Origin of the sequence: Pseudomonas putida W15Oct28, from assembly GCF_000708715.2 — a bacterium.
GTDB classification, from domain to species: domain Bacteria; phylum Pseudomonadota; class Gammaproteobacteria; order Pseudomonadales; family Pseudomonadaceae; genus Aquipseudomonas; species Aquipseudomonas putida_R.
Map to the genome: position 1 here is coordinate 53,428 of NZ_JENB01000022.1, position 16,076 is coordinate 69,503.

The window sequence follows — 16,076 nt, forward strand, 5'->3', positions numbered from 1 at the left end:
TTACAATCATTCACATGCAAACGGTGTTGGCGGCAGGGCATACTGTGGTTCTGTTCAAGGCGCTTTCAGGATTTGCCCCATGCAATTGGACCGTGCCACTGGCTGGTTCCACGGAATCGGAATCACCCACTGCCCCTCGCCGAACTTCAATGCCCGCCCCGAAGGCGAAGTGGTTTCACTGCTGGTGATCCACAACATCAGCCTGCCGCCGGCCTGCTTTGGTACCGGCAAGGTGCAGCAGTTCTTCCAGAACCGCCTGGACCCTAACGAACACCCTTATTTCGCCAGCATCAGCCAGCTGACCGTGTCGGCGCACCTGTTCGTCGAGCGTGACGGGGCGGTGACCCAGTTCGTGTCGTTGCTGGAGCGCGCCTGGCACGCGGGTGTGTCGTGCTTCGACGGGCGCGAAGGCTGCAACGATTTCTCCATCGGCATCGAGCTGGAAGGCACCGACGACCTGCCCTATACCGATGCCCAGTACGGCGTGCTGGAGCAGCTTACCCGGCACATTCGCAGCGCCTGGCCGGCCATCGATCTGGGCCGCATTCAGGGCCACAGCGACATTGCCCCGCAACGCAAGACCGACCCTGGCCCGTCCTTCGATTGGCCGCGCTACCGCGAAGCGTTGCTGCACAACGAGGACAAGGCATGAGTTTTCTGGTGTTGTTGCTGGCGCTGTGGGTCGAGAAGTTTTCGGCCCTGCGCCATCAAGTGCAGCGTGATGGGTTCTTTCTTGGCGAGCTGGTACGCCTGGAGCGCAGCGGCAAGGTGCAGCCCTGGTGGACGCTGGCCGTCCTGGTGTTGGCACCGGTAGCGCTGCTGGTGTTGCTGCTGCATGTGCTGCAACCGGTGGCCTATGGGCTGTTGGCCTTGCCGGTGCATCTGCTGGTGCTGGTCTACAGCCTGGGCCGTGGCGATGCCAAGGCGTCGCTGGGCCCGTTCCGTGATGCCTGGCGGCGCGGTGATGATCAAGCGGCACTGCATGTTGCAGAGCGCGACCTGGGCGTGGTGGCGGACGAGCCGCATAGCCTGTTGGTGCGTGTGCAGGGCAACCTGCTGTGGCAGGTGTACCAAGGCTTTTTCGCGGTGATCTTCTGGTATTTCGTGCTGGGCCCTGGTGCCGCGCTGGCTTATCGCTTGCTGGCGCTGTGCGGCGAGCACAGCCAGCAGCCTGCGTTGAAGGCGCGGGCCGAACAGCTGCGGCACATCATGGACTGGCTGCCGGTTCGCTTGATGGCGTTGAGCTTTGCGCTGGTGGGCAACTTCCTTGCAGTGACCCGGGTGATGCTGCACGAGGTGCTCAACTGGCACATCAGCGCTGCCCACCTGGTGGCGCGGGTGGGGCGTATTGCCGATGATATTCCCGATGAAGAAGACAGCCAGCGTGGGTTGGGCCGGCTGGACAGCCTGTGGGAGCTGCTGCTGCGCTGTGCGGTGTTGTGGTATGCCGGGTTTGCGCTGTGGACCGTACTCGTCTGAAGCCAGCCGCATCCCCCTTGTGTCGCGATAGGGCCGCAGAGCGGCCCCAGCAATCCAAGCGGCGAAGCTGAAAATCTGGGGCTGCTATGCAGCCCTATCGCGACGCAAGGCCGCTCCCACATAAAGCGCGTTCACCGGAGTTTCACCAGCCAAACAACTCGCAAGCATTGCGGCTGCTAGCCTCAGCCAGCTCCCCGACATCAACACCCATTACCTCGGCCAGCGCCCCGGCAATCTCCGGCAGATGCTCCGGGCTATTGCGCACGCCCGGGTACATCACCGGCGCCATATCCGGCGCATCGGTCTCCAGCACCACACTCTCCAACGGCAGCCGCGCCAGGGTCTTGCGCAGCCGCAGCGCCTGCGGCCAGGTGCCGGCACCGCCAAGCCCAAGCCGAAAGCCTAGCTTGATGTATTCGCGCGCTTCTTCGTAACTGCCGGCAAACGCATGGATCACGCCCGCCCGCGCCGGTTTGTAGCGCTTGAGGGTGGCGATTACCTGGGCATGGCTGCGGCGCACGTGCAATAGCGCGGGCAGGCCGAAGTCGCAGGCCATTTGCAGTTGCGCTTCAAACAGGTCCTGTTGGCGGGTTTTGTCCAGGTCTTCGAGGTAGTAGTCCAGGCCAAACTCGCCCACGGCGCACAGCCGTGGGTCGCCATGCAGGCGCTCCAGCCATTCGCGCAATTGCACCAGGTGCTCCGGGCGATGCTGGTCGAGGTACACCGGGTGCAGGCCGAGTGCCGCGAACAGGCGCTGATCGGTGCAGGCGAGGTCCCACACCCGCTGGAAATTCGCCTGGTACACCCCCAGCACCAACATCCGTTCCACCCCGCGTGCCGCCGCGTTGGCCAGCAGCTGCGGGCGGTCGGCGTCGAAATCCGGGAAGTCCAGGTGGGTGTGGGTGTCGATCAGGCGCATGTTCAGGCCGCCGTGATGCGCTGCTTGAAGGTGCGGCCCACGGCATGCACGCCCGGTTCGTAGCGTTTTTCCTCGATTGCGGCCAGCGCCAGTTCCAGCGCGGTGGCGGCAATCAGGCCATGCTGCTGGGCCATGGCATTGACCGGCAGTGGCAGGAAGTCGAGCAACTGGTTGTCGCCGAAGGTGCCCAGCTGCAACTGGCGCGAGTCGGCAGGGCGCGCCTGCAGGGTGTCGAACACCCCTTGCAGCAACACGTACGAGGTGGTCACCAGGGCATCCGGCAGGCCGCCCAGGTCATGGATAAGCTGTTGCATCAGGCGTTGGCCGCACTCACGGCTGAACGCTTCGCCCTGGTAGCGACGGACGTCACCGGCATAGCCTTGCAGGGCTTCGTCGAACCCGCCGGCACGTGCCTGGCTGACCGACAGCTCGGGTCGTGCGCCAATCAGGGCAATGCTGCGTGGGGCTGCGCTGAGCAGGCTGGTGGCCAGTTGGCGGCTGGCATCGCGATCATCGCTGATCACCGAGCAGAAGTGCGCAGGGTCCAGGCGGCGGTCGATGGCGATCACCGGCAGGCCTTTGTCCTGCAAATCGCGGTAGCTGTCGTCTTCCGGCGGCAGGCAGCTGGCGACAAACAAGGCATCGCAACGGCGCGCGCGGAACAGCTGCTGCAACTGGCGCTCGCTGTCGGGCTGGTCGTCGCTGCTGGCGATCAGCAACTGGTAGCCACGGGCGCGGGCGCCTTGCTCCAGCTGCTTGGCGATGCGGGCGTAGCTGGGGTTCTCCAGATCCGGGAGAATGAAGCCCAGGGTGCGGGTGTGTCGGCTGCGCAGGCCAGCGGCCTGCGGGTTGGGTGTGAAGCCGTGGGCTTCGACCACCGCGCGCACCCGTTCGACAGTACTGCTGCTAATGCGCTGCTGTTCAGCCTTGCCGTTGATGACGTAGCTGGCCGTGGTCACGGACACACCGGCCAGACGGGCGATATCGCTGAGTTTCACCGAATTTTCCTTGTTATTTCCGGGGCTGGCTCTGAGGCCGGACCGGGTATTTTGACCCGGCGCTGGCGCCATGCGCAGACGACCATTGTCGCAATTGTCCGACAGGATGGGGCTTTTTACCGGGCAGATTATCGAGTAACGTGGCCGTCTGGTCAGATTAAACGTTTCAGCTGCCGAATTTTCTGCCTCGGCTGCCATCTGTGCAAGGCTGTTGAACTGGCCCTTCATGTGAATTTCACAACAATACTCCAGTACCCGACCGGGAACTGCAAAAGGAGAAGGTCATGCTCGAACTCGCCAAGGAGCAGATAGCCATGGGCCAGACGGCCGCCGACAAGGCCGAGGCGTTGCGCCTGCTGGCGGACCGGCTGGTTGCTGATGGCCTTGTCGCGCAGGGGTACCTGCAGGGGCTGCAGGACCGCGAGGCGCAAGGCTCCACCTTCCTTGGCCAGGGCATTGCCATCCCCCATGGCACCCCGCAAACCCGTGACCTGGTATATGCCACCGGCGTGCGCCTGTTGCAGTTTCCCGAGGGCGTGGACTGGGGCGACGGGCAAATGGTCTACCTGGCCATCGGTATCGCCGCCCGTTCCGACGAACACCTGCGCTTGCTGCAACTGCTGACCCGCGCCCTGGGCGAGACCGACCTGGCCGAGGCGCTGCGCCGGGCCAGTTCCGCCGAAGCGCTGCTCAAGCTGCTGCAAGGCGCCCCGCAAGAGCTGGCGCTGGATGCGCAACTGGTCGGCCTGAACCTGCCGGCTGAAGACTTCGACGAACTGGCCTGGCGCGGTGCCCGCCTGTTGCAGCGCGCCGACTGCGTCGACAGCGGTTTTGCCGCTGTGCTGCAGCAGGCCGAGCCACTGCCACTGGGCGAGGGCTTGTGGTGGCTGCACAGCGAGCGCCAGGTGCGCCAGCCGGGCCTGGCTTTTATTACCCCGCAACAGCCGCTGCGTTACCGCGACCAGCCGCTTAATGGCCTGTTCTGCCTGGCCAGCCTTGGCGCTGCTCACCAGGCCCTGCTTGAGCGCCTGTGTGAAGTGCTGATCGAAGGCCGCGGGCAAATGCTCTATCAGGCCACCAGCAGCCGTGCAGTGCTGGAAGTGCTGGGCGGCGAGGTGCCAGCAGACTGGCCCAGCGCGCGCATCGTGCTGGCGAACCCGCATGGCTTGCATGCCCGCCCGGCCAAGGTGCTGGCGCAACTGGCGAAAGGCTTTGAAGGGGAAATCCGTATACGCCTGGTCGACAGTGCGCAGCCGGCGGTGTCGGTGAAGAGCCTGAGCAAGCTGCTCAGCCTCGGCGCCCGTCGTGGCCAGGCCCTGGAACTGGTGGCCGAGCCGGGTATCGCCGCCGATGCCTTGCCGGTGCTGCTGGCCGCCATCGAACAAGGCCTGGGTGAAGAGGTGGAGCCGCTGCCGCAAAGTGCGGAGCCCGTTGCCAGTGTTGCCGCCCAGGTGCTGCAAGCCCCCGCGGCCGGTAGCCGCGTTCAGGGCGTGGGCGCTGCCCCCGGCATTGCCAGTGGCCCTGCGCATGTGTGTGTCGAGCGTGAGTTCGACTACCCCCTGCGCGGCGAGTCCTGTGCCCAGGAACGGCAAAAGCTGCGCCAGGCCCTGGCAACCGTGGACAGTGAACTGCAGGCCTTGGTCCAGCGCAGCGACAAGGCCATTGGCGAGATTTTCGTCACTCACCAGGAAATGCTCGCCGACCCGGCTCTGACCGATGATGTCGAGCAGCGCCTTGCCCAGGGGGAAAGCGCGGCGGCGGCGTGGATGGCAGTGATCGAGGCCGCGGCCCGCCAGCAGGAGGCGTTGCACGATGCCCTGCTGGCCGAGCGCGCCGCCGACTTGCGCGACATCGGCCGCCGCGTGCTGGCGCAGTTGTGCGGTGTGCACGCCCAGGCTGAGCCCGAGCAACCGTACGTACTGGTGATGACCGAAGTTGGCCCGTCCGACGTCGCCCGGCTGGACCCAAACCGGGTCGCCGGTATTGTCACTGCACAGGGTGGTGCCACCGCCCACAGCGCCATTGTCGCCCGTGCCTTGGGCATCCCGGCCGTGGTCGGCGCGGGGGCAGCGATCCTGTTGCTGGAAGCTGGCACACCATTGCTGCTGGATGGCCAGCGCGGCGTGGTCAGCGTGGCACCGCCGGAGGATGAATTGCAACGCGCCCTGGCCGAGCGTGATGCGCGTGAACAGCGTTTGCAGGCCGCCTGGGCCAACCGTTTTGAACCGGCCGTCACCCGCGATGGCCATGCCGTGGAAGTGTTCGCCAATATCGGTGAGAGCAGCGGTATCGCCAAGGTGGTGGAGCAGGGCGCCGAAGGTGTGGGCTTGCTGCGCACCGAACTGATTTTCATGGCCCACCCCCAGGCCCCGGACGTGGCCACCCAGGAGGCCGAGTACCGACGCGTGCTTGATGGCCTGGGCGGGCGGCCGCTGGTGGTGCGCACCCTCGATGTCGGCGGCGACAAGCCGCTGCCATACTGGCCGATCACCGCCGAGGAAAACCCCTTCCTCGGCGTGCGCGGCATACGCCTGACCTTGCAACGCCCGCAGGTGATGGAAGACCAGCTGCGCGCCTTGCTCAGGGCCGCCGACCAGCGCCCGCTGCGCATCATGTTCCCGATGGTGGGCCAGGTGCATGAGTGGCGCGAGGCGCGGGCCATGGTCGAGCGCCTGCGTGCAGAAATTCCGGTGGATGACCTGCAACTGGGCATCATGGTCGAGGTGCCTTCGGCCGCTCTGCTGGCCGCGCAACTGGCGCGCGAAGTGGACTTCTTCAGTATCGGCACCAACGACCTGACCCAATACACCCTGGCCATCGACCGCGGCCACCCCAGCCTTTCGGCCCAGGCCGACGGCCTGCACCCGGCGGTATTGAGCCTGATCGACATGACCGTGCGCGCCGCCCATGCCCACGGCAAATGGGTGGGCGTGTGCGGCGAGCTGGCGGCCGACCCGCAGGCGGTGCCTGTGTTGCTGGGGCTGGACGTGGACGAACTCAGCGTGTCCGCGCGCAGCATCGCCGAAGTCAAGGCCCTGGTTCGCCAGGCCGATCATCAGACGGCCCGCGCCCTGGCGCGCGAGGCCCTGCAACAAGACAGCGCCGCAGCGGTTCGCGCGCTGGTGGAGCGTTACTGAATGGCCAAGATCCTCACCCTCACCCTGAACCCGGCGCTGGATATCACCATCGGCCTCGATACCTTGCGCCCGGGGCAGGTCAACCGCAGCCAGGCGCAACAGAGCCATGCGGCGGGCAAAGGGCTGAACGTTGCCCAGGTACTGGCCGACCTGGGGCACAGCGTGACTGTTGGCGGTTTCCTCGGGCGCGATAACCTGCAGCCGTTCGAGGCGCTGATCGACTGGCGCGGCTTTACCGACTGCTTTGTTCGCGTACCGGGCGAAACCCGCAGCAACATCAAGCTGGTGGAGGCCGATGGCCGCGTCACGGACATCAATGGCCAAGGCCCGGAGGTCGACGAGGCTGCATGTACTGCCTTGTTGGACCGCCTGCAGCAGGTCGCCCCGGGGCACGATGCCGTGGTGGTGGCGGGCAGCCTGCCGCGAGGGATCAGCGCCGACTGGTTCCGCCAGTTGCTTGACCAGTTGAAGGCTCTGGGCCTCAAGGTAGCGCTGGACAGCAGCGGCGAAGCCTTGCGCGCCGGCCTGCAAAGCGCGCCCTGGCTGGTCAAACCCAATACCGAAGAGCTTGGCGAAGTGCTTGGCCAGGCTGTGGATAACCCGGCGCAGCAACGTGCTGCCGCCGAGCAGTTGCTGGCCCGCGGCGTCGAACACGTGGTGGTGTCTGCCGGCGAGCAGGGCGTCAGCTGGTTCGCCCGCGACCTGGCCCTGCATGCCTGCCCGCCCACGGTGCGGGTTGCCAGCACGGTAGGGGCGGGGGATTCGCTGGTGGCCGGCATGGTCCATGGCCTGCTGCAGGGCGAGGCCCCTGCACAGACGCTGGCCCGCGCCACCGCGATTGCCGCCCAGGCCGTCACCCAGGTTGGCTTCGGCATCCGTGACCGCGAGCAACTGGCGCGTCTGGAAGCCGCCGTGCAACTGACAGAACAACAAGAGGGTTGCCGATGAACATTGCCATTGTCACCGCCTGCCCCAACGGCCAGGTGTCGAGTGTGCTGAGCGCGCGCTTGCTGTCTGCCGCTGCCCAGCGGCGCGGCTGGAGCACCAGTGTCGAAGTACAGGACGCCGAGCACCCCGAGCGGCAACTGAGCGCCGCGCAGATCGCCGAGGCCGACTGGGTGCTGGTGATCAGCACCGGCCCGGTGGACCTGGCCCGCTTCGTCGGCAAGCGCGTGTACCAGAGCACGCCTTCCCAGGCCCTGGCCGACCGCGAGGGCTTCCTCGATGAAGCCGCGGCCAACGCCCAACCGCTGGTGGCAGCAGCAGGCGCGCCGGCCGAGGTTGCCAGCGCTGGCACACGCATCGTCGCGGTCACGGCCTGCCCGACGGGGGTCGCGCACACGTTCATGGCGGCGGAGGCCTTGCAGCAAGCTGCGCAACAGATGGGCTATCAGCTCACCGTCGAAACCCAGGGTTCGGTCGGTGCGCGCAACCCCTTGTCTGCCGAGGCCATCGCTGAAGCGGATGTGGTGCTGCTGGCGGCTGACATCGAAGTGCCGACCGCGCGGTTTGCCGGTAAGCGCATCTACCGTTGCGGCACCGGCATTGCGCTCAAGCGGGCACGCGCCACCCTGGACAAGGCCCTGGCCGAAGCCAAGGTAGAAAACAGCGCCGATGCCGCAGCGGCCTCCACCACGGCCAAGGGGGAGAAGACGGGTGTGTACAAGCACCTGCTTACCGGCGTGTCGTTCATGCTGCCCATGGTGGTGGCGGGTGGCCTTCTGATCGCCCTGTCGTTCGTGTTCGGCATCGAGGCCTACAAACAGCCGGGCACCTTGCCGGCGGCGTTGATGCAGATCGGCGGGGAGGCCGCGTTCAAGCTGATGGTGCCGCTGCTGGCGGGCTATATCGCCTGGTCCATCGCCGACCGCCCGGGGCTTGCGCCGGGCATGATCGGTGGCCTGCTGGCCAGCACCTTGGGGGCCGGCTTCATCGGTGGCATCGTCGCCGGCTTCATTGCCGGTTATAGCGCCAAGGCCATTGCCCGCTGGGCGCGCTTGCCCAGTAGCCTGGAGGCGCTCAAGCCGATCTTGATCATTCCGCTGCTGGCCAGCCTGATCACTGGTCTGGTGATGATTTATGTGGTCGGCCAGCCGGTGGCAGCCATGCTCGAAGGCCTCACGCATTTCCTCGACAGCATGGGCACCACCAATGCCATTCTGCTGGGGCTATTGCTGGGCGGCATGATGTGTGTCGACCTGGGTGGGCCGATCAACAAGGCCGCCTATGCCTTCTCGGTGGGGTTGCTGGCATCGTCGAGCTACGCACCGATGGCGGCGACCATGGCCGCCGGCATGGTGCCGCCGATTGGCCTGGGTATCGCCACCTTCCTGGCCCGGCGTAAGTTCGCCCAGAGCGAGCGCGAGGCGGGCAAGGCCGCGTTGGCGCTGGGGCTGTGCTTCATTTCCGAAGGGGCGATCCCGTTCGCTGCCAAGGACCCGCTGCGGGTGATCCCGGCCAGTATTGCCGGTGGTGCGCTGACGGGGGCATTGTCGATGTACTTCGGTTGCAAGCTGATGGCGCCGCATGGCGGCTTGTTCGTGCTGCTGATCCCCAATGCCATCAACCATGCCTTGCTGTATTTGCTGGCTATCGTCGCGGGTAGCCTGCTGACGGCGGTGGTGTATGCGGTGATCAAGAAGAGCGAGCAGGTCGAGCTGGCGGTGGCGCCTGTGAAGGGCTAGAGCCCTCTGTAGGCATTACTGGCCTCTTCGCGGGCATGCCCGCTCCCACAGGTTCCTGCACATTTCGAGATCATGCAGGGCCTGTGGGAGCGGGCATGCCCGCGAAGAGGCCGGGACAGGTCAACGCCCATGCTTCTTGCGCAACGGCACCAGCAGGTCACCCAGCCCGTTGTGGTCGATTTCATGCATCAATGCCAACAACCCGCCTAATTCCCCCGCAGGGAAGCCCTTGCGCGCAAACCACGCCAGGTAATCCCCCGGTAGGTCGGCAATGGCTCTGCCCTGGTACTTGCCAAACGGCATGGTCCGGGTCACCAGCAGTTCGAGGGTTTCCGGCTTCATCATCGACGCTCCTGGCTGTGGAAAAGCGCCGACCATACTGCAATCTGCACGAAGGCCCAAGCGGCAATCATGCAGAACGCCCTCATCAGGCAGTATGCGCATGTTCCTAAATAACTGATTTATATGGATTTAATTTTAACTGAGAGACTGGCACGAACTCTGCTCCCTTACAGATGACTATCACCTGCCAAGGAGTTCGACCATGAGCAACCCCAACAAAGACGTGATTGATGTGCTCAACGACCTGATCGAGTACAGCAAGGATGGCGAGAAGGGCTTCAAAACCTCGGCCGAAGACGTGAAAAATCCCGAGTTGAAGGCGTTCTTCGTCCAACGTGCGGGTGAATGCGCCAATGCCGCTGGCGAGCTGCAAAGCGAAGTGCGCCGTCTGGGCGGCGACCCGGAAACTTCCACCAGCATCAGCGGCGACTTGCATCGCGGGTGGGTCAACCTGAAATCGATGGTCACCGGCAAAGATGAAGAAGCGGTGCTGAACGAAGTCGAGCGCGGCGAGGATCACGCCCTCAAGGCTTACAAAGAAGCCCGCGAGAAGCTGGTGAAACTGGGCCGCAGTGCCAGCGACATGACTTACAGCCTGGTGGAAAAACAGCTGCAAGGCGTGCAGCGCAACCATGACCAGGTGAAGGCCCTGCGCAACGCCGCCCGCGCCCGCTCCTAAGCGTCAGGCCCCTCTACCCGGTTGCGGCCCTTGGCTTTGGCCCGGTAGAGCGCTTCGTCCGCAGCCCCCAGCACCCTGCTCAGGTCGTGCTGGGTGCCGGACAGGCCTATGCCGATGCTCACCGTCACCGAGTGGGCGTCATCGGCAAAGGGTGCCAGCGCTTCGACGCTGGTCCGAATGCGCTCGGCCAGCAGCCGCGCGCCGGCCAGGTCGGTTTCCGGCAGTACCACCTGAAACTCCTCCCCACCATAACGAGCGGCCAGATCTGCAGGACGGCGGATGCTCGCCTCGATGGTTTTGGCCACCTCACGCAATGCGTGGTCTCCACCGGCATGGCCGTGGCGTTGGTTGAACGCCTTGAAGTGGTCCACATCTACCATCAGCACTGCCAATGGCTTGCGATTGCGTTGCGCACGCGCCCACTCCTGGCGCAGCACCTGATCCAGACGGCGGCGGTTGGCCAGGCCGGTCAGGCTGTCGGTGGCGGCTAACGTTGCCAGGCCCTGTTCGGCCTCCTGGCGGCGGCGCAGTTCTCGGCCCAGTAGCAGGGTCAGCCAGAGAATGCCCACGCACAGCACACCTGTGGCGACGCTGACCAGAATCGCGGTGCGGCGCCAGGACTGGAACACCTCGTCGGCCGAGTGCACCACCAGCACGATCAGCGGCAACTGCGCGACCCGGGCGAAGGTGTAGATGCGCGGGTTGCCGTCGCTGCCGGAGCGGGCAGTAAAGTTACCGCTCTGTTCGCTGAGAATGCGCTTGAAGTTGGGCCGCTCGGCATAGTTGCTACCGATTGGTGGGTCTTGCGGGCGTGAGGGCTGACGGGCGAGCAGTTGCCCGTCGGCATTGAACAGGTTGATGCTGCTGTCGTCGCCGATGTCCAGGCGCTTGAACAGCTCACTGAAGTACGACAGGCGCAGTGCGCCTGCTGCCAGCCCGGCAAACTCGCCATCGGGGCCGGAGATGCGCCGGCTGAAGCTGATACACCAGTCCAGGCCGCCGAGCCTGGCCTTGAACGGCGGGCCCACCAGCAGGCCCAGGTTGGCATCGCGCTGGTGTGCCTTGAAGACCCCGGTATCACCGAAGTTGGCCTGGCGCGGCACATTGCTGGTGGAGTCGCCCACCACATTGCCTTGCTTGTCGAGCCATAGCACGTCACCGCGTTTGCGGTCGACGAAGGCTTCATTGAACAGCAGGCGTTGGCGCAACGGCCCGGGTATTTCCGGCAGCTCCTTGCGCCCGACGGCCCAGATCAGGCCTTGCAGTGACTGGTCGTAGAGTTCGGCGTTGCGCAGGATGTCGCTTTCGATCAGCTGGACGATGTTGTTGGACGAGCGAATCGCCGATAGCTCGACGCTGTCACGTTCACGCGCCAGCAGGAAGCTGACGATGGCCACGATGGCGAGCACGGCAAGGCAACTGCCCAGGTTGAGGGTCAGCTCGGGGTGCGACCTGTGAAATGCGAAGCGCGGTAATCGGGTGGGCATGCTCGCTACTGCGTGGGCAGGGCCATTCGCGGCGGCGATATTCTAGGGAAGCGGAGATTGTCGGACAAGATTTGTCCGACGGAATCACGTGGCGCTGTATTTTGAATTTACGCCAGACCCTGTGGGAGCGGGCATGCCCGCGAAGCAAGCGCCGCGGTGCATGGCACCGGCTCCGCCGGTGTTCGCGGGCCCGCCCGCTCCCACAGGTTACGCGTCTGGCTTGCGATCCTGGATCAGAACACGTTCAGCGGGTAATCCACGATCACGCGCACTTCGTCGTTGTCGCTGTTGCTGTCGATCGACGCATAACCCTGGCTGCCACGGTGGGTGGCGTAGCGCACCAGTACCGACAGGTCCTTCAGGTCACCCTCCTGGAACACGTACTTCACGTCCAGGTCACGTTCCCAGTGCATGGCGTTCTTGCCATCTTCACGGTAGTAGTCGTAGTGGCTGGTGTCCTGGGTGGCTTTGGTCAGGTCGGCTTCACCGCGCGAGTACGACAGCGAGGTGGTCAGGCCAGGCAGGCCGACACCGGCGAAGTCATAGTCGTACTGCAGCTTCCACGAGCGCTCGTTTGGCGCGTTGAAGTCCGAGTACATGCGCGAGTTGTCCAGGTACACGCTGTCGCCCAGGTTGATGTAGTCGAATGGCGTGTTGCCATTGACCCGCTGGTAGGCGGCGGTGACGCTGTGGAAGCCTGCGTTGACGGTGAAGTGCACGCTGTAGGTGTTGTTGTCGATCTTGCCCAGCAGGGCCTGGCCGGTGTCCTGGGTGTGGTAGAAGTGCACGCCCGGGTTCAGGCTGACCAGGTCGTTGACCACGTAGGTGTAGTCGAAGTCAGCGTAGTACTGGTTCCAGATGTCCTTGAGCTCGGCGGCGTAAAGGTTGGTGGTGATGTTCTCGGTACCGCTCCACGACGCGCCGGCCCAGTTCAGGTGCTTGCTCTTGTCGTGCTCGTCCAGCGACCCGTAATAGGTGTCGATACGACGGTGGCCGCTCTGGTTGTACGGGTGGGTGAAGCTCACCTGGCCGCCTTCGAGCAGCAGGCCGTCGATGCTGGTGTTGGTCAGGCTCACACCACGGAAGGTCTGCGGCAGCATGCGGGTTTCGCCGCCAGCGATTACCGGGTTGGTGAGGAACAGGTCACCGGCTTTCAGTTCGGTGTCGAACGCCTTGAGCTTGATCGCCGCACCGGCAGTGGAGAACGAATGCGGGGCAGCGCCCAGCTCGCCGTCGTCCTTGATGTGCTCGGGCAGGATGCTGGTGCCGGCATGGCCGCCACCGCCGTCCAGCTTCAGGCCCAGCATGGCATGGGCATCCAGGCCAAAACCGATCACGCCTGGAGTGTAGCCCGACTCGAAGCGCGCAACCGCGCCCTGGCCCCACTCGCGGGTGTCACGCACGCCAGCGTTGTGGTTGTCGCGGTTGAAGTAGGCGTTACGCAAATGCAGGTTGAACGACGAGCCTTCGATGAAGCCATCAGCCTTGTCTTCATCTGCCTGGGCGGCGAAAGGGATCGTTGCAGTCAACGCAATGAACAGCGGGGTAAAACGGAACGCGGAAGGCACCGGTACTAGCTCCTTTGGTCTGACGGTGGGGCAGTTTTTATTTTTGAATGTGCGTCTTTTTTATAGGTAGACGTTACAGCGTGGCTGAGAGTTAAAGCACATAAAAAAAGCCGCTGATCGGCAGCGGCTTTAAAAGGCTAACATATCGGCACCGGTGGTGCCCATTGCGTAGCCAAGGGAAATCGGGAGCAGCAACAGCGCTTGATCAGCTGTCGGCGTTGGCATCGACCGAAACTTTGGAAGCTGTCTGTTTTGCGTCTTTGGCGGCGTCAGCCTTGTTTGCAGCTACCGCGTCGCGGGCGTCTTGATGGACGGCGGCGAACTCTGCATTACGGGTGACGAAAGCGCTGGATTCTTCGGCCATGGCCAGGGGCGACAACAACAGGGAAGACAGAACGAAGACGCTGGCAATACCCATACTGTTGGACATTTGAAACTACCTTCTTGCGGGGCAAGTGCTAATGAGGACAGGGGTAAAGTTAGTCCTTTCAGTACACTTGAAACAGAGCGAAGTGCGATAAGCACTGTTGCGCAAAAGGTAACGATCCACGAGAAAGCAATAGTACTTTCGCCGCAAACCCTTGTTCTAGAGAGCTTGCGCAGCCCTGTGTGGGAGCGGCCTTGTGTCGCGAAAGGGCTGCAGAGCAGCCCCGGCAATTGGTGCTATGTCACAGAACTTGGGGCCGCTTCGCGACCCTTTCGCGACACAAGGCCGCTCCCACAAGGACCGCGTTCGCCTGTCAGGCGTGAATCGGCAGCCGGATACCGAAGGTATTGGCCCCTGCTGCACTGCGCACAAACACCTCCCCGCCATGCATCAGTGCAATCGCCTTGACGATGGCCAGCCCCAACCCATGGTTGCCGCCACCGCTGTTGCTGCGCGCCGCATCCACGCGGTAGAAGCGTTCGAACAGCAACGGCAGGTGTTCATTGTCAATCGCCGGCCCCGGGTTGCTCACCGCGATGCTGACCTGCTCCGGCCCGGCAGCGATCTGCACCTGGATCACCTGATGCGGCGCGGTGTGCTGCACGGCGTTGTTCAGCAGGTTGATCAGCGCCCGGCGCAACTCGGCCTTTTCGATGGGCGCCTGGGCGTCGCCGGTCACGCTCACGCTGACCTGGGCGTCTTCGAGGATGTAGTCCAGGTAATCGAGGGTGGTCGCCACTTCTTCGGCCAGCGAGGCCTGGGTCAGGGCGGTGGCCTTGCTGCCTTGGTCGGCGCTGGCCAAAAACAGCATGTCGTTGATGATGCTGCGCAGGCGCTCCAGCTCTTCCAGGTTCGATTGCAGCACTTCGAAGTAGTGCTCGGCGCTGCGGCCACGGGTCAGGGCTACCTGGGTCTGGCCGATCAGGTTGGTCAGCGGCGAGCGCAGTTCGTGGGCGACGTCGGCGTTGAAGGCTTCCAGCCGCGAGTAGGCCTGGCTGACCCGGTCGAGCGCGGCGTTGAAGGCGCCCGCGAACTGTGCAAGCTCCGGGGCCAGGGCGTGGGTTTGCAACCGCCCGTCCAGGCGTGGCGGGGCCAGGGCCTGGGCCTCGTTGGACAACGCCAGCAGCGGGCGCAGGCCAATGCGCGCCACCCAGTAGCCCAGCACTGAAGCCAGCAGCACACCCAGCACCGCCAGCCCGACAATCGCCACCAGCAGGCTGTGCTGGGCCTGCCAGAAGGTTTCGGTGTCGATGCCGATCAGAAAGCGCATCGCCGGGCGCTCGCCCAGCGCCGGCAGCTCGCTCACCAGCACCTTGTACGGGTAGGGCCGGTCGGGCAGGTGCAGGTCGCGCATACCCTGCGGGCCTTCGGCGAAGGCACGTACCAGCTCGCTCGGGTGGCCGTATTCGTAGGCCGGGTTGCTGCTGACTACCCAGAAGCGGATGCGCTTGTCTTCTTCGCTGAGCAGGTTGAGCTTGTTGTTGATCTTGCTCCAATGTTCCTGCGTGCCAAAGCGGTTGAGGGTGGATTCGAGCACACTGAAGCGCGCATCCAGCTCCGCTTGCGGCAGCAGGTCCAGGCTGCGGTCGACCTGGCGGTACAGTGCCGAGCCGATCAGCAGGAACACGCCCAGCGCCACCAGAATGAACAGCGCCGACAGGCGCAGCGCGATGGAGTTAACCCGCACGGTTTTCCAGGACATAGCCCATGCCTCGGATGGTGTGCAGCAGCTTGTTGTCGAAGGGCCCGTCGAGCTTGGCGCGCAGGCGTTTGATCGCCACTTCCACGACGTTGGCGTCGCTGTCGAAGTTGATGTCCCAGACCAGCTCGGCAATCGCCGTCTTCGACAGGATTTCGCCCTGCCGGCGGGCCAGCACACTGAGCAGCGAGAACTCCTTGGCGGTCAGGTCCAGGCGTTGGCCGGCCCGCGTGGCCTTGCGCGCCATCAGGTCGATCCACAGGTCTGCCACCTGCACCTGCAACGGTTCATGGCTGCTGCTGCGTCGGGTCAGGGCTTGCAGCCGGGCGACCAGTTCAAGAAACGAAAACGGCTTGCCCAAGTAGTCGTCGGCGCCTTCACGCAGGCCATGGATGCGGTCTTCGACCCGCTCGCGGGCGGTCAGCATGATCACCGGCGTCTGCTTGCGCGCGCGCAGGGCGCGCAGCACGCCATAGCCGTCGAGGCCGGGCAGCATCACATCCAGCACGATCACCGCGTAGTCGCCCTCCAGGGCCAGGTGCAGGCCATCGATGCCGTCCCGGGCCAGGTCCACGGTAAAGCCCTGTTCGCTCAGGCCGCGATGCAGGTAGTCGGCGGTTTTTTCTTCGTCTTCGATGATCAGCACACGCATGGTCT

14 protein-coding genes are annotated in these 16,076 nt (G+C 64.5%); 6 read left to right on the forward strand and 8 right to left on the reverse strand.

From position 1 onward, the window contains the following. The first annotated feature begins 79 nt into the window (after positions 1-79). Together ampD and ampE are read left to right on the forward strand one after the other, a co-directional pair. The gene (ampD, locus tag AK81_RS16875; RefSeq protein ID WP_043200564.1) at positions 80-652 is read left to right on the forward strand and encodes a 1,6-anhydro-N-acetylmuramyl-L-alanine amidase AmpD; all 573 of its coding nucleotides are present in this window, start codon (positions 80-82) and stop codon (positions 650-652) included. Continuing rightward, entirely contained in the window at positions 649-1,479 is an 831-nt protein-coding gene (gene ampE, locus AK81_RS16880) for a regulatory signaling modulator protein AmpE (RefSeq protein WP_043200565.1), read from the forward strand. The genes ampD and ampE overlap by 4 nt, the downstream gene beginning before the upstream one ends. Positions 1,480-1,621: 142 nt before the next feature. On the opposite strand, the gene AK81_RS16885 is transcribed toward ampE, so the two are convergent. Together AK81_RS16885 and cra are read right to left on the reverse strand one after the other, a co-directional pair. Next, positions 1,622-2,398, reverse strand: a complete 777-nt coding sequence (locus AK81_RS16885; RefSeq protein ID WP_043200566.1) for a TatD family hydrolase — start codon at positions 2,396-2,398, stop codon at positions 1,622-1,624. A 2-nt stretch (positions 2,399-2,400) separates the two neighbouring features. Beyond that, positions 2,401-3,396, reverse strand: coding sequence for a catabolite repressor/activator (gene cra / locus AK81_RS16890; protein WP_043200568.1), 996 nt, complete (start codon positions 3,394-3,396; stop codon positions 2,401-2,403). A 284-nt stretch (positions 3,397-3,680) separates the two neighbouring features. Here cra and ptsP point away from each other — a divergent pair, with 284 nt between their 5' ends. From ptsP to AK81_RS16905, 3 genes are read left to right on the forward strand one after another with little or no spacing between them, the layout of a single operon-like run. Next, a complete protein-coding gene (gene ptsP / locus AK81_RS16895; RefSeq protein WP_043200570.1) occupies positions 3,681-6,533 on the forward strand; it encodes a phosphoenolpyruvate--protein phosphotransferase in 2,853 nt (950 codons plus the stop codon). Further along, the gene (gene pfkB, locus AK81_RS16900) at positions 6,534-7,481 is read left to right on the forward strand and encodes a 1-phosphofructokinase (RefSeq protein WP_043200572.1); all 948 of its coding nucleotides are present in this window, start codon (positions 6,534-6,536) and stop codon (positions 7,479-7,481) included. Then, on the forward strand, positions 7,478-9,217 hold the full coding sequence (locus AK81_RS16905) for a PTS fructose-like transporter subunit IIB (protein ID WP_043200574.1): 1,740 nt from the start codon (positions 7,478-7,480) through the stop codon (positions 9,215-9,217). Before pfkB ends, AK81_RS16905 begins: the two co-directional genes overlap by 4 nt. Before the next feature lie 120 nt (positions 9,218-9,337). On the opposite strand, the gene AK81_RS16910 is transcribed toward AK81_RS16905, so the two are convergent. After that, complete coding sequence (locus tag AK81_RS16910; protein WP_043200601.1) at positions 9,338-9,559, reverse strand: DUF3820 family protein; 222 nt, start codon at positions 9,557-9,559, stop codon at positions 9,338-9,340. A 202-nt stretch (positions 9,560-9,761) separates the two neighbouring features. Here AK81_RS16910 and AK81_RS16915 point away from each other — a divergent pair, with 202 nt between their 5' ends. Next, positions 9,762-10,238: a ferritin-like domain-containing protein gene (locus tag AK81_RS16915; protein ID WP_043200575.1), complete on the forward strand. Its 477-nt coding sequence runs from the start codon at positions 9,762-9,764 to the stop codon at positions 10,236-10,238. On the opposite strand, the gene AK81_RS16920 is transcribed toward AK81_RS16915, so the two are convergent. The 5 genes from AK81_RS16920 to AK81_RS16940 form a co-directional block, all read right to left on the reverse strand. Continuing rightward, positions 10,235-11,725, reverse strand: a complete 1,491-nt coding sequence (locus AK81_RS16920) for a sensor domain-containing diguanylate cyclase (RefSeq protein ID WP_043200576.1) — start codon at positions 11,723-11,725, stop codon at positions 10,235-10,237. The genes AK81_RS16915 and AK81_RS16920 overlap by 4 nt on opposite strands. A 233-nt stretch (positions 11,726-11,958) precedes the next feature. After that, positions 11,959-13,293 carry an OprD family porin gene (locus tag AK81_RS16925; protein WP_043200577.1) on the reverse strand — a complete coding sequence of 445 codons (1,335 nt, stop codon included), beginning with the start codon at positions 13,291-13,293 and terminating at the stop codon, positions 11,959-11,961. Between the two features lie 205 nt (positions 13,294-13,498). Then, positions 13,499-13,723, reverse strand: coding sequence for a hypothetical protein (locus AK81_RS16930; protein WP_043200579.1), 225 nt, complete (start codon positions 13,721-13,723; stop codon positions 13,499-13,501). Positions 13,724-14,033: 310 nt separating this feature from the next. Beyond that, positions 14,034-15,422, reverse strand: coding sequence for a heavy metal sensor histidine kinase (locus AK81_RS16935; RefSeq protein ID WP_043200581.1), 1,389 nt, complete (start codon positions 15,420-15,422; stop codon positions 14,034-14,036). After that, positions 15,397-16,071 (reverse strand): heavy metal response regulator transcription factor, encoded by a 675-nt coding sequence (locus AK81_RS16940; protein ID WP_012270545.1) that lies wholly within the window; start codon positions 16,069-16,071, stop codon positions 15,397-15,399. Before AK81_RS16940 ends, AK81_RS16935 begins: the two co-directional genes overlap by 26 nt. Positions 16,072-16,076 lie beyond the last annotated feature (5 nt).